Origin of the sequence: Campylobacter concisus (assembly GCF_001298465.1) — a bacterium.
Lineage (GTDB): Bacteria > Campylobacterota > Campylobacteria > Campylobacterales > Campylobacteraceae > Campylobacter_A > Campylobacter_A concisus.
Window position 1 is genome coordinate 1,416,854 of the sequence record NZ_CP012541.1, and the last position, 14,516, is coordinate 1,431,369.

Annotated in this window: 12 protein-coding genes; 5 read left to right on the plus strand and 7 right to left on the minus strand. The window is 36.4% G+C overall.

Annotated features, from left to right (window positions below):
* Positions 1-9 precede the first annotated feature (9 nt).
* The 4 genes from CCON33237_RS07190 to CCON33237_RS07205 are packed head-to-tail and all read left to right on the plus strand — an operon-like array spanning position 10 to position 5,882.
* Positions 10-459: a hypothetical protein gene (locus CCON33237_RS07190; RefSeq protein ID WP_054197425.1), complete on the plus strand. Its 450-nt coding sequence runs from the start codon at positions 10-12 to the stop codon at positions 457-459.
* Entirely contained in the window at positions 453-2,270 is a 1,818-nt protein-coding gene (gene uvrC / locus CCON33237_RS07195; protein WP_054197010.1) for an excinuclease ABC subunit UvrC, read from the plus strand. Before CCON33237_RS07190 ends, uvrC begins: the two co-directional genes overlap by 7 nt.
* Positions 2,267-3,022, plus strand: coding sequence for a hypothetical protein (locus tag CCON33237_RS07200; RefSeq protein WP_054197011.1), 756 nt, complete (start codon positions 2,267-2,269; stop codon positions 3,020-3,022). The genes uvrC and CCON33237_RS07200 overlap by 4 nt, the downstream gene beginning before the upstream one ends.
* Entirely contained in the window at positions 3,012-5,882 is a 2,871-nt protein-coding gene (locus CCON33237_RS07205; RefSeq protein WP_054197012.1) for a response regulator, read from the plus strand. Before CCON33237_RS07200 ends, CCON33237_RS07205 begins: the two co-directional genes overlap by 11 nt.
* Here CCON33237_RS07205 and CCON33237_RS07210 read toward each other — a convergent pair.
* Entirely contained in the window at positions 5,879-7,150 is a 1,272-nt protein-coding gene (locus CCON33237_RS07210; protein WP_054197013.1) for an anthranilate synthase component I family protein, read from the minus strand. The genes CCON33237_RS07205 and CCON33237_RS07210 overlap by 4 nt on opposite strands.
* 154 nt (positions 7,151-7,304) lie before the next feature.
* On the opposite strand from CCON33237_RS07210, the gene CCON33237_RS07215 reads away from it, so the two are divergent.
* Positions 7,305-8,045: a sulfite exporter TauE/SafE family protein gene (locus CCON33237_RS07215; RefSeq protein ID WP_054197014.1), complete on the plus strand. Its 741-nt coding sequence runs from the start codon at positions 7,305-7,307 to the stop codon at positions 8,043-8,045.
* 30 nt (positions 8,046-8,075) lie between these two features.
* Here the strand turns inward: CCON33237_RS07215 and CCON33237_RS07220 are convergent, their stop codons facing one another.
* The 6 genes from CCON33237_RS07220 to CCON33237_RS07245 form a co-directional block, all read right to left on the minus strand.
* Positions 8,076-9,536 (minus strand): class I SAM-dependent methyltransferase, encoded by a 1,461-nt coding sequence (locus CCON33237_RS07220; RefSeq protein WP_054197015.1) that lies wholly within the window; start codon positions 9,534-9,536, stop codon positions 8,076-8,078.
* Positions 9,536-10,615 carry a phosphoserine transaminase gene (gene serC / locus CCON33237_RS07225; RefSeq protein ID WP_054197016.1) on the minus strand — a complete coding sequence of 360 codons (1,080 nt, stop codon included), beginning with the start codon at positions 10,613-10,615 and terminating at the stop codon, positions 9,536-9,538. The genes CCON33237_RS07220 and serC overlap by 1 nt, the downstream gene beginning before the upstream one ends.
* A gap of 2 nt (positions 10,616-10,617) precedes the next feature.
* Positions 10,618-11,784: an exodeoxyribonuclease VII large subunit gene (gene xseA / locus CCON33237_RS07230; protein WP_054197017.1), complete on the minus strand. Its 1,167-nt coding sequence runs from the start codon at positions 11,782-11,784 to the stop codon at positions 10,618-10,620.
* On the minus strand, positions 11,777-12,499 hold the full coding sequence (gene ubiE / locus CCON33237_RS07235) for a bifunctional demethylmenaquinone methyltransferase/2-methoxy-6-polyprenyl-1,4-benzoquinol methylase UbiE (RefSeq protein WP_054197018.1): 723 nt from the start codon (positions 12,497-12,499) through the stop codon (positions 11,777-11,779). The genes xseA and ubiE overlap by 8 nt, the downstream gene beginning before the upstream one ends.
* A 12-nt stretch (positions 12,500-12,511) precedes the next feature.
* Complete coding sequence (locus CCON33237_RS07240; protein WP_234402285.1) at positions 12,512-13,918, minus strand: CYTH and CHAD domain-containing protein; 1,407 nt, start codon at positions 13,916-13,918, stop codon at positions 12,512-12,514.
* Between the two features lie 138 nt (positions 13,919-14,056).
* The gene (locus CCON33237_RS07245; RefSeq protein ID WP_054197019.1) at positions 14,057-14,467 is read right to left on the minus strand and encodes a Fur family transcriptional regulator; all 411 of its coding nucleotides are present in this window, start codon (positions 14,465-14,467) and stop codon (positions 14,057-14,059) included.
* Between the last annotated feature and the right edge of the window lie 49 nt (positions 14,468-14,516).

Consider the following 14,516-nt stretch of genomic DNA (forward strand, 5'->3'; position numbering starts at 1 on the left):
AAATTAAGCATGGCAAATGAGTGCCAACAGCTTTTAGAGCTTATGGGGAAAGCAAAACGATTTTATATAGCTTTTTGCTACGTTAGAGAAGGTGTTTTGACCTTTGTTCTTACTCATCCCACTGGGCTTTTAGAGCTTAGGCGTGATAGTAGTATAAATGATATAAAAAGGTTATTAAAAACCTTTTGCAATTTTAATAAAAATAGCGTTTTTAACAGCATTCTTACTCCAAAACCTATTAACGAAATCAACTATACAAAGAACAAAAAAGAAGAAAATATAAGATTTGTCGTGAGCAAATTTTTAAAATTTTTTAATCAAAAAGAGCAAAGTGCCATCTTTTATGCGCCAGCTAGTAAAGGCGAGTTTAAAAATTTAGCAAAAGACGAGCAAATACACCAAAAATTTGAAGAGCTAAGAGAAATTTTGCTCAAGAAAAATAAGCAGGCAAGATGCTAATAGACGAGATAAGAACGCTTCCAAACGAGCCTGGCGTATACCAGTATTTTGACGCGCAAAATAGACTCTTATACGTTGGCAAGGCCAAAATTTTAAAAAATAGGGTCAAAAGCTACTTTAAATTTACCCCAAGCCTAGCTCCGGCTGAAAAACTAAGCCCTAGAATTTCAAAGATGATAAGCGAGGCGGTGCATCTTGAATACATCGTCACACCAAGCGAAGCAGACGCTCTAATACTTGAAAATTCTTTCATCAAGCAGCTTAAGCCAAAATACAACATCTTGCTTCGTGACGACAAGACCTACCCTTATATTTTTATAAATTTAAATGATGATTTTCCAAGATTTGAGATCACTAGAAAGGTGGTAAAAGGCTCGAATATCCGCTATTTTGGGCCATATTTTAGTGGAGCTAGCGAGCTACTTGAGGCACTTTATCTAAATTTCAACCTCGTTCAGAAAAAATCCTGCATCAAAGGCAAAAAAGCCTGCCTTTTTTATCAGCTAAAACGCTGCTATGCCCCGTGTGAAGGCAAAATTTCAAAAGAAAACTACGCTAAGATCGTAAACGAAGCTATCGCGGCCTTACAAAATCCAAATTTGCTCATCGCTCGCCTTGAAGAGCTCATGCTAAACTACGCCAAGGCCGAAGACTACGAGCAAGCAGCCGCGACTAGAGATAAGATGCAAACGCTTAAAAATATGCAAACAAAGGTCGAGGTCGATCTTGCCAAGCTTGAGGACTTTGAGGCATACTCGGTCGCTTGCGTGCACGATATGATCTGTGCGGTGAGATTTAGCGTGCAAAGTGGCAAGATAACAGGCGTAAAAACCGATATCACGCAGGCTAAAAACGCCCAAAATGACGAGAAAAACGAGGCTTATAAACAGGCTATTTTAAAAAGCTTCATAGCCGGTCAGCCGATAATCACGACCAAAATTTACGTACACGAGGACTTTGAAGATAGCAAGCTGGTGGAGGAGATTTTAAACGAGAGGTTTGGGCGTAAATTTAGCATCACTTGCCCAAAAATAGGCGACAAACGTAAAATTTGTGAGATCGCCACCAAAAACGCCGAAGTTAGCATCGAAAAATATCTAAAAATGCACGATAATGAGCTACTAAATGAGATAAAAGAGTACTTTAATCTAGCTCACACGCCTTATGTGGTCGAAGCATATGACAACTCACACCTTTTTGGCGAGGCAAGTGTCGGAGCGATGGTGCGCTATGAACACGGCGAGTGGGCGAAGCAAAACTACCGCCACATGCATCTAAACTCTAAAAACGACTACGATCAGATGAAAGAGAGCCTAACAGCTAGGGCGCTTAGGTTTGACAAGCTTAGCCCACCTGATCTTTGGGTCATTGACGGCGGCGAGGTGCTTTTAAATTTAGCCTGTGAAATTTTAGCAAGCAGTGGCGCAAACGTCGATATCATCGCTATCTCAAAAGAAAAAATAGATGCCAAAGCTCACCGTGCAAAGGGCGAGGCAAAGGATAAAATTTATACAAAAAATGGCAGTTTTAGCCTAAGCACGAGCGATAAAAAGCTGCAGTTTTTCCAAAAAATGCGTGATGAGAGCCATAGATTTGTCATCAGTTTTCACAGAAAAACAAGGCAGAAAAACGATATGCAAAGATCAATTCTAAAGCAAGCTGGTGTATCTGAGGGCAGTATCGCGAAATTAATAAGCTTTTACGGAAGTTTTGATAAAATCAGCGAAGCAAATTTAGACGAAGTGGCAAAAATAACAAATAAAAGCGTAGCAGAAAAGCTTGCAGTACTCAAAGAAGGAAATTTGAAGTGATAATATATGATGAAAATTTAAAAATATCTGCGATAACGCAAGATTCACTTGAGCTATTGGGTTTTGATAGTTTAGATGATTTTTTGTTGCAATACAAAGATATAAGCGAGCTAGTCATAACAAGCCAAGAAAGTACAAACTACAGCTTCTTAGAATTTTTACAAAATACGAAAGATAATAGTGCTAGAGTAAATTTAAAAAGAAAAGATGGTGGTGCGATCTTACTAGAAGCGAGACTGCAAAATGCTATTTTAAAAAATGGTGAAAAATTTTTTATCGTTCTTTTAGAGAAGCAAGACATAATAAACAACCAAAATCTAATAGCAGCAGTAAAAGTAAAACCTACATTAAGACTGCCTGTTTTTAAACTAAACGCATGGTATCTTTTTGACACACAGACACAATCACTTATCGATGATTCCTGGTTTGAAACATCGCTTAAAATACTAAATTTAAATAAAAAAGATTTTGCATCCTATTTAAATATATTTTTGCATAACGCAAGAGAAATTCTTATCCAGATCCAATCAGCCATAATTGCAAAAGATGAGATAATGCTCAAAAAATACGTAGATGAGATAAGAGAAGCTGCATTAAATTTAAAGCTTAATAATCTAGCAAATGAGCTTAATGCTCTTTTAGATAACAATCAAAATGGAAAGATGAAAGAGATGTCTCTTTTTACCAAAAGACTAATTGAGATAGAAAATATCGTCAAAAAATATAGCAAAAAGAGTATCAATGAAAAATAATAAATTTTATATATTGCTAGCGCCAATAATAATTTCAGCGATCTTTTGCGCATATAGCGGAAATGAAAGCTATAAAAATTTTACAGATCTAAAAGATCTAAATGAAAAACTATATAAACAATCCTTAGTATTTCAAACTATAAGATCTGTAATACAAGAGCACGATACGCTAATAGGCAAAAGCCAAGAAGATATAAAAAAGTTGCGAGATAGCACCTTAAAAAATACACAAAAATTTATAAATTCTATAAGAAAAGACGATCGCACTGAGATACGAAATGTAAATAAATTAAAAGAATTGCTAGCAAATCTAAACCAAAATGATAAATTTGATGAACTATTTTACGAATTTTTCCAAAATATAAATGGAGAAATAGATAGCGATTTTAAACAAGACTTAGACCGAGACTTTCCGCTTATAATAAAAGCTTATGCCGCAACTTTAAGTAAAATTTACAATCAACTCTCTTTAGCAAACAATACTAAATACTACGTAAAAAATATCTTTATAAATGGCCTTTTATTTTCAATAAACAATGATGTGAGAGAAAATATATATTCCGTAAAGGACAACACGCCAAATCTTGATATGCTTCCAAAAAGTGAGCTAAAAGAGAATATTTACAAAGACTTTAATCAGTTTGAAGCCAACTATCAAGCTAAAAAAATAAGAGAAGCTAAAGCCAAGATCGCATTTTCTGAAAAGCTAAATATCGAAGATATCATCTTAATAAAACAGTATGAAGATGATAAATTTATACTTTTATTAGATAGTGCCATAAACATAAAAAATGAGCTACTAGAACTTACCGAGAGCGAGAAAATAAACTTTGGCATAAAGACCTTTTTCGAGTTTTTACTTTGTGGCTTGCTCATTTTATCTTTGCTTGGTATTTCTGCTAGGTTGAAATTTTTAAAGGTACTTATCGATAAGTCAAAATACATATCAAACTATATCCTATCATCAAAAGAGACAAGTGCGGATAATGCGATATCAAAGCTTATAAAAGCTTATGAAGATCTAAAAGAAACCTATATAAAAGATAGCAGCTTTTTTCAGATAAAAGATAGATATATTTTATCAGTTAGCAAGAAGCTAGAGTCTATCAATAAGGAAATTTTTACATCGACCGCGGCTTTAAAAATAGAAACAAATAATAGCAAAAAGCAAGTATTTATAGACACGATAGAAAAAAATGCAAATATCATGACCTCGCTTTATAACAATGCTAAAAATATCTCAAATGTTAAAAAATATAGCGAATGCAATAAAACCGAGATATTTGATCCTCAAAAAAGCTTTGAAGAAATTTTGCAAGCAAATATCGTCTATTCGCAAAGCAAAAAGATAAATTTTATAAGCTACCTTGATCCAAGCCTTACAAATGAACTAGAAGGAAATCTAAATTCATTAAAAACCGCATTTAACTCTATCTTTTTGGCATCTTTATCAATGTCTTTAAGACATCAAAATATTATCATCGCTATCAAAAAAGTTCAAAAAGAGTTTGATAGAAGCGGACTTTGTTCTGTAAGCTTTAGCATAAAAAATAGCTCAGCTGCCATGAGTGAAAAGCAAATTTCAGATATATTTTCAGATGATGAGAATAGCTTAAATAATGATGAGAGCGAGTTTTATCTAAAAATCGCTCAAATTTATTTAAAAAATTTAGAAAGTAAGCTGGAGATTAACTCGTTTCCAAGTATTGGCAATGAGTTTAAATTTGTAGTCATTTTTAAAACAACATCGAATTATAAAGACTTTGATATAAAATGCAATCATAAATTAGCATTCTTACAAGACGTAAATGTCGCTTACAACGAAGCTTTTGAGCAGACTACAAAAGACCTTGGGCTCAAAGTGGATATGTTAACAAGTGCTAATCCATCTATTACAAAAAATTATGATGCTATATTTTTAAGAAACACCAATAAGCAAGGTCAAGATATTAAAAATCCGCTCATTTTAAAAGATCCGCTAACTCCATTAAGCATCACAAGGCTACTTTGCTTAGGCGAAGCTGATATCATGAATAAAAATTTAAACGATAAACCAAAAATTTTAATCTGCGATACTAATGAAATTTACATAGGTATAACAGCAAGTGGTTTTAGTAAATTTAACTGTGAAGTTGTGGGAGTTTGTAATAAAAAAGATCTAAAACAAGCCATAAAGCAGGGCGATTTTGACCTTATATTTGTTGGCTCAAAATTTTTCGAAGCTGAAAAAAATAGCCTTCAAAAAAATCTTGATCTTATAAAAGCAGCCATACAAAATGCGAAAATTCCAATTATACTAATGCTTTCAAATACTTCAAATATAGATGGAGAGAGTGTCAAAGAATACTTTAATGCTTATATAAAAACGCCAATAAATAGCGACGAACTGGCTCAAATTTTTAGAAAATTTTTGCCAAATTTTGGCGAGATTGCAATAGACGAAAGCTATCTAGCAAAAAGCGAAAATATTATTTTATTTAAGAAATCGCCAATGGAAAATAAAATATTTAGCTCAGCTTTAGGAGAATTTTACAACACACTTGAAACCACAAATAGCTTTGATGAGCTATTAACAAAGATAAAAACCAAAACTTACGGTATCGTTCTTATAGATGAAAACGTAAAAGGCTTCAACTACGAAGAGCTAACAAGAGTTGTTGATAAGATAAGACAAAGCCAAAAGGTTGATACAAGAGTGCTGATATTTGGCGCACAAGAAAGAAGTGAATTTCCTTTTGTAAAAGTGCTAGCTAAAAATATCACAAAAGCAGAGCTTTCAGCTACAGTAAGAGAGCAAATCGATTCTATGGGCACTAGCTATGCCAAAAGCTCTTATGAATTTATTAAGTTTAACGCCTAAAACTCTTTTGCGTTATTTTTAAATACATTTAGCACGCTTGCTCGTTTATGGCAAATTTCGGCGTATTCTCTTTCGCTCTTTGAGTCATAAACTATACCAGCTCCAGCCCCCACAAATACATCACTAAAGCCATTTTCACTTGGCACAAATATGGCTGATCGAATAAGAATAGCAACCTGAGCATCGCCATTAAAATGTAAAAATCCAATGCCGCCGCCATAGATATTTCGCTCAGAAATTTCAAGCTCATTGATTATCTGCATAGCTCTTATTTTTGGGGCACCACTTAGCGTGCCAGCTGGAAAAATACTAGCTAAGACGTCAAAAAGATCAAGCCCTTTGGCGCACTTGCCATAGACATCGCTTACGATATGAATTACTTTTTCATATTTTTGGATATGCATAGCATTTTTTACAGCTACGCTTTTTGGTTCCGAAACCCTGCCGATGTCATTTCTAGCAAGATCAATTAGCATTTTGTGCTCAGCCAGTTCCTTTTCGTCACTTAAAAGCTCACTTTCAAGTGCTGCATCTGCATTTGCATCGCTTCCTCTAGGCCTTGTGCCTGCAATTGGTGCCACAAAAATTTGCTCACTTTTCATCTCAAAAACAAGCTCTGGCGAAGAGCCAACCACATCGCCATAAGGTGTAGGAAAATGAAACATATATGGGCTTGGATTTGTAAGTGAGAGCTTTTTATAAAATTCCAAACTGCTCATATTCGTTGAAATTTCAAGCAACTCACCAAGCACCACCTGAAAGACATCGCCACTTCTTATATACTCTTTTGCTAATTCAACCATATCCTCAAAGTGTTTCTTTTCTTTACTAAGATCAGCTCTTATACTAAATTTACTCTGCTCTTTACTTTTGCATTCAACTTTCGCATCAAGCAAAAAGTCGTAATATTTTTTCTTATCTCCATAGAATGTATAAATTTTACTCATCTTATCAAAGTGTAGATAGGCCTTTGCATCGGCATAGATAAATTTTGGAAATTCATACTTTTTAGCTTTCTCTTCTCCGATATATTCAAAATATCTCACACCATCATAAGCAAAAACACCAAAGAGTCCCGCAAAAGGAGCTAGTGATTTGTTGCTATTTGTATCAAAGTAGCTTCTAAGTCCATAAAAATCCATATCCTTTTCATCTATATAATCGCAATCAATGCCAATTATCGTCTGTGTCTTATCTTCAGCTAAATAGCTATTTTTAAATTTTTCTCTAATCGCTTCATAATAAAAAAGCGGCTGTTCTAAAAGCATTTTTTCCCTTTTTGATTTTTGGGTGATTATAAAGAAAAATCGCTTTTAGTTTTTAAAATTTTTACTAAATTTTTAAATTTATGCCCAAATTTCACCTTTTTACTATTTTTTTAACACCGCTTGGCTAAAATTTGGCACTCGTAAAAGGAAATTTATGCTTTTTGTTGAACTTTTTATAATTGGTATCGGCGTTGGATACATCGCTGGCTTTTTTGGCATCGGTGGTGGCACAGTCGTTGTTCCTATAATGGTCGCCTTTGGATATGACATAAAAACTGCTATTGGCATAAGCGTTATGCAAATGATATTTAGTGCGACATTTGGCTCATACCTAAACTACAAAGCTGGACTTTTAAAACTAAACCGCGGTGTATTTTTAGGTCTTGGAGGATTGGTCGGAGCTAGCTTTAGTGGCATAATCGTATCTCATACACCTGAGCTCTTACTCGAACTGCTCTTGCTTGCAACTTTTATCTTTTCACTCATAAAACTATACTTCACGCCAAATAGTGATGGTACAAATGCGAACAACTCAGTGTTTTTGCTATTTCTAGTTGGTTTTTTCATAGGTGCATTTGCCATTAGTATAGGCATAGGTGGTGGGGTTTTTATAGCTCCTATTTTAGTTGGCTTTTTGCGCTATGATATAAAAAAAGCCGTTTCAATGGGTGTATTTTTCGTGATGTTTGCAGCCATTTCAGGCTTTATCTCACTATCTTTAAACGGACACATCTCTTATTTAGAGGGTACATTCCTAGGACTTGGCTCACTAATAGGAGCCTACTTTGGCACCAAGAAAACACAAGCCATGGACAAAAAAGCACTTAAAAAGTGGTTTTTACTCTTTTACATAGCGATGATAATTCTAATCTTAAAAGATATGATATTTGGCTAAATCAAAAATTTAAGGCTAGGCTAGCTAGTCTTAAATTTCCTCAAAAAAGTAGGCTTCGCTTAATTTAAAAGCAAGCTTATCTAGTTCGTCTTTACTTAAATTTACGCTCTTTGCGATATCTTTTAAACTAGCTTTGCCATCAAATTTTAAGGCGATTTTGATCTCTTCATGGCTTAAGCTTAGCTTGCCATTTAGCTCATTTGCCAAAGAGATAACTGGTGAGCTAGCATTTAAAAAATACTTAAGATACGCAGCAGCTCTAGGCTTTAGTTTGGTTTTACTAGGCTCATAAGCGAGTGCTACAAGCTTTGATGAAGAGATTTTTGTATTTGCGTCATTTAAAATTTCAAGCAGTCCCACAAAAGCTTCATTTGCATTCTCGCCAAGTGCCGCCTTTACTTCACTTAAATTTAAGCTTTGTGGATAGCTTTTGCTTAAAATTTCTTGCGTTTTTGTCCTTGGCTGCTCGCTAAAATATGAAAAATAAATTCTATCGAGCTCACTCTCTCCAAGCACTGCATCAAAGTCCTCAGCACCGCCAAGCCTCTCCTTGTGAGCGATGAGACTTTTTCTAAATGATCTATTAAACAAAAAATCGTTTAGTTGCTCTTTTTTGATACGAGAGTCGTAATTTTGCTCGATATGTGCGTCAAAGCGATAAATTCCAGTTGAGCTTGCAAAGATGTCATTTAGCGAAGCATCTATAACGTAGCAAAGTCCGTGTTTGTCGATATGCTTAGCAAATTTATGAAAGTAGATTGGCTCGTTGCTTGCCTCTAAAAAGTCATGCAATATATAGTAATCATTGCCCTTTGCGATGATGCCTTGTAAGAAATTCAGCTGCGTTAGAAGAAGCTTCATGCTATCTTTGTATACGACATCGCTTTGGCTTTGCAGACTAAATTTTAAATAATCCTGTAAGAAATTTAACTCACCTTTTACATGAGCAAGTGCTTCTTTGCTATCGTTACCTGAGCTAACAAAAAGCATAAAATCTCTTAAAATATCAAGGCTCTTCCAGCCAGGATAGGTATTATACGAAACATAAGCGATGCCATCCTCGCTAAGTAGCGCCTTTATCGTGGCAAGCAGCGCATCTCTTACATTTGGGCTCACCCAGCTATAAACGCCATGAGCGATAATATAGTCAAATTTCCCAAGCTCTTTTATATCGCTTTCGTTCATGTGCAAAAAATTTCGCTCAAACAGAGTAAAATTTTCTAAACCTATCTGCTTTGCTACCTTGTTACCTTCAGCCACTTGATGGCTTGAGATGTCGACACCAACGACTTTTGCGTTTTTATGCGAAATAGCAAATGGCAAGATATTACCGCCATATGACGAGCCAAGCTCAAGCACCCTAGCCTCTTTTAAGCCAGCTGCTTTAAGCCCCAGAAATTTAGCAACCGCTTCTATCCTAACTGGCGAGCAGTCGCTAAATGCGGCCGAGAAATAAGGAATTTCGTCGTAAGCTTTTTTTGCCTTGTTCATCAGCCGTGCTTTCTAGCAAATTCTCTCATGAACTCGCCAAGTTTCTCAACGTCGCTTTGGCTAACGGCGTTATAGATAGAGGCTCTTATGCCACCAAGATGTCTGTGACCTTTTAGCCCTAGCATGCCCTCTTTTAGTGCTTCTTCTACAAAAACTGGCTCAAGCGCATGATCTTTTGGTATCGTAAAGCTCACGTTCATATCTGATCTGCTTGATTTTTTAGCGTGGCCTAGGTAAAAGCCATTTGAGCTGTCTATGATGCTATAAAGCGTGCTTGCTTTTTTGGCATTTATCTTCTCAACCTCGGCAAGTCCGCCAAGATCTAGCAGGTGCTGCATGGTTAAATTTAAAAGATAAATTCCAAAGGTTGGCGGTGTGTTGTAAAGTGAATTTGCCTCTACGTGCGTTTTGTAGCGCAAAAACATAGGGATATTTTGACTGCTCACACGATCAACTAAGTCTTTTCTTAAAATAACGATAGTCACGCCACTTGGGCCTGCATTTTTCTGAGCGCCGCCGTAAAGTAAACCAATGCTGCTAAAATCAAGCGGTCTAGCGAAAAAATCGCTCGAAGCATCGACAACTAGGGGCGATTTAGTCTTTGGCATAGCCTTATACTGCGTGCCATAAATCGTATTATTTGAGCAGATGTAGGCATAGTCGGCATCATCGCTAAATTTTACCTCTGGGATGTAAGAGAAATTTTCATCCTCGCTGCTTGCGACGACATCTACATTTACGCCAAGCACTTTTGCCTCTTTGATCGCTTTGTTTGTCCAAACGCCGGTGTTTGCGTACTGCGCCTTGCCGCCTTGATATAAATTCATCGGTATCATCGCAAACTGCAAGTGTGCGCCACCTTGCAAAAATAAAATTTCATACTCATCGCCAATGCCGTAAAGCTTTCTTATCTTATCCATCGCGCCAAAGTGTATCTCCTCAAAGGTCTTGCTTCTGTGGCTGATCTCCATGATCGAGTAACCCTCGCCTCTGTAGTCGGTAAATTCGGCCTTTGCGTGCTCTAAAACGTCTAATGGTATCGCACTTGGGCCTGCGCTAAAGTTGATTTTTCTACTCATTTTTACTCCTTGATGATTGCTTTTTTATGTGTATTTTGCGAGATGAGCTCGATCTCATCATTAAAATTTAAATCCCTAAGATCGGCTCTCTTGCCATCTTTTCTAACCTCGATAAGCCCTTTCGTGCTCTCAAAAAAGAGCTCCCTCATCTCGTAAGCCTTTTCTAGCGAGCTAAGAGCCGAGCTAAGAACTAAAATTTTCCTTGAAACGGCGTTTGTTAGGGCATTTTGCTTGTTTGTCACCTCGCTAAATTTTAGCTCGATCCTAGCTTTTAGAGCGTTTGACGAAAATTTAGAGAGGAGCAAATTTAATAAATTTTGCTTCTTTGTGATCTTTAAATTTAAAGCGCTATCAAGATCGTCGCTGAGCCTATCAAGATACTGCAAAAACGCCTCTTCATCAGGCAGTAGATCAAGCATAGCTGCACTTGGCGTGAGCGACCTGCGATCAGCCACAAAGTCGCTTATAACGTAGTCGATCTCATGTCCGATAGCACTTATGACAGGCGTTTTGGTAGCGTAAATTTCACGTGCCAAACCCTCGTCATTAAAGCACCAAAGATCCTCTTTGCTACCGCCTCCGCGCGCCAATACGATCACATCAACACCGTATTTATCGGCCCTACGCAAAGCTTTTATGAGTGAGCTTGGAGCATTTTCGCCCTGAGTTAATGCGTCAAATATATAAATTTCACTTAGCCTCCAGCGGCTCGTAACGACTTTTAGCATATCCTGAAGTGCAGCTGAAGTAGCGCTTGTGACAAGGGCTATTTTTTTAGGTAAATTTGGTATCTCTTTTTTTGCGCCGATGTCAAAAAGCCCCTCATTTTCGAGCTTTTCTTTAAGCTGTCTAAACGCGAGCTCAAGCTCGCCCTCACCATCAGGCAGCATGGCACTTGCCACTAGCTGATACGACCCACTTGGCGAATAGATGGTCACTTTGCCATAAATTTTGACCTTCAAGCCCTCTTTTGGCAGGAATTTGACCTTTTGGTTATTCATACGATACATCACAGCTGAGATGCTTGACTTTTCGTCCTTTAGCGTGAAGTACCAGTGCCCAGAGGCGTGCTTAGTAAGGCGCGAAATTTCTCCACTTACCTCGACATAGTCAAGTGTGGCTTCAAGTAGTGCCTTTGCTTTTTCGTTTAGCTCAGAAACACTAAGCATTGATTTCTCTTACCTTTTTAGCAATAAATAGTGTCGAGATATCCATGCTAAAGCCCTTGCAAAGATCTATCTCAAAGCCAGCTTCGGCTAGCTCGTCGCAAAAGCTCTTTGCGTCCAAGAAATTTTCGATCGAGCTTGGCAGATATTCGTATGCCTCTTTGTTTTTGGAGATAAAGCCGCCGATACTTGGCAAAATTTTACTTAGATAAAAATCTCTTAGCGAGGTCATAAGCCCCTTTTTCTGGCGTTTTGTAAATTCAAGTACGACTACGTAGCCATTTAGAGCAAGCACTCTGTTAAACTCTCTAAGCGCAGCCTTTCGCTCGACCACGTTTCTGATGCCATAGCTTATGCTTAGAATTTGAGCCTCTCCACTTGCAAGCGTCGTGTTGTCAGCGTAGGCCTCTATAAATTTAAAATTTGGAAATTTTGCCTTCGCCTCTTTTAGCATACCGCTTGATGGATCGATACCAGTAAGGCTTTTCACCTCAACGCCAAATTCCTTTGAGATTTCACTCCAAAGCCCCATCATATCGCCAGTGCCACAAGCCACATCCACGATATTTATGCTTTTATTTTTAAAAATTTCTAGCATATATCTGCAGGCAAATTTCCTCCAGCTCACGTCCACGCCAAGGCTTAGTACCCTGTTTGCGACGTCGTAAGTCGGAGCGATCTGGTTAAACATATCAACTATTTTTTCTTGTTTTTGCATAAATTTGCCCTTTTATATGTAGTAAATTTTTAAATTTCTTGAAATTTTGCGAGTTGCTTTTATAAATTTAAGACGCTTTTTTAGTATCTCTTCTCTACTTTTATAAATTTGTTTGTAAATTTTACTCTCGAGCCTCTCTTTATCTGGCATTTCTGGAAGTCTTTTAAGGATACCGAGCCAGACGTCATAGTCTTGAAGATTACCAAAAATTTCTTGCATCTGCTTTAGCTTATCTTCATACTTTTTAAGCCCTTCAAAATAGAAAATTTCACATAAAAACTCATATGTGTATCTTATCTTTTTAAGCTCGATCCTAAGCTTGTGAAATGTCTCGTTTGGGCAGTCTTGATTAAGGCCTTTTAGCCTTTTTTGAGCTAAAACTAAAAGCATTCTAAGCTTAAACGAACCAAGGCGCGAAAGGCTTACATCAAAGAGTTTTGACTTATAAAATTCACCCTCGTTTAAAAATATCTCCCACTCTTTTAAAAATGCGTAGTTTTCTTCATCGCCAAGGTAGCTTTTTACATTTTCATACTCTAAATCTAGAGCCTTTCGCACAAAATAGATAGGCTCATTTGCGTGCTTTTGCTCGTTTAAAAAGTTCAAAAATACATCCAAATCTCGCTTTTTGTTTGTCGAGTTTGCAAGCATTTTAAAATTCTCACCAAAAAAAAGTGTCACTTTCTCATCAAAAACGCCACTAAAAATTTTAAGTAACGATCTAACTTTTCTTAAATTTACGCGAAGCTCATGCAAAACTTCTTCATCTTTGTCTACCAAATACTGGCTTTTTAGCCTTTTTATTACTTTAAAAATACTAACAAAAAGGACTCTTAACGCCTCTCCACTTTTTAGATTTGCAGCAAAATTTGGCAGAATTTCTTTTTCTTTTATGATCTTATAGGCTCTTTTGTAGTCGATTTGTTCATTTTCATTAGCATGGATGGCGAGAAATTTGTTTTTATATCTTTTATCGCAAGTTACGTCACTTAGGCAAAAATTTTCTAAAAACGGTGGCAGCTTGAAAAAGACGGCCTCATTTTCATCGCTAAATTCGATCTCAAATGTACAAAGCCCGTTTAGTTCATTTTTAAAAATATCGATATTGCAAGGATTGTTATTTAGTTTAAAAATATATCTATCTTTTAAGATGACGGTACCGATGCGGTTTTTAAGAGCCTTTTTAAACTCCGCTTTTTCACAAAATTCTTCATTTTCTTCTCTGATTAGATCTTTGCCAATCTTTACAGTTTTTATAAATTTATCCTCTTCACTTCGGAAGCGGGTCTCTTCATTTTGCGTTATCTTGGTATAAAATTGAGAAATTTCAAGATGCTTAAAGACTACTCCAGCTTCTTTTAAAAAATCTAGAATTTGAGAATTTTTGAGTAAAAATTTACGCTCTATCTCCAAACTCACATTTTTCTCCAAAATTTTTTGTTCATTTTAGCAAGTTAGTGCTTAAAACAATGAGAAAAATGCTAAATTTAGGCTTATTTTAAAAGTATTTTTACAAGAAAAAGATGGAATTTATGCTGCTAAATAGCAACATAAATTTTATTTACAGTGTTTACAGCTTTTTACGCTAGCTACGATATTTAGACGCTCTATTATATTTCCGATCTTCTTTTCTAGCGCCTCTTGATATTTGCCAAGCTCAGCATCATCGTAACTCACGTCCTCGACGCTTCCACAGCTTTCACAGACAACATGGATATGTGGATATTCGTATATGTCGTATCTAGCTTTTTGATTGACGATATTTACTTCAACTACGAGACCTTCGTCTTTTAAAGTATTTAAATTTTTATAAACCGTTGCTAGAGAAACCGATGGGCTCTCTTTTAAAATTTCATCATAAAGCTCATCAATCGTTGGATGCGTGTGGCGATCAAGAATTCTTAAAACGCTAAGGCGCTGTGGCGTGACTTTTAGCCCAGATTGCTTTAATAATGATACGTATTGCATAATGCTTTTCCTTGTTTTTATTTTGGCTTATGCTAGCAAAAATAATATT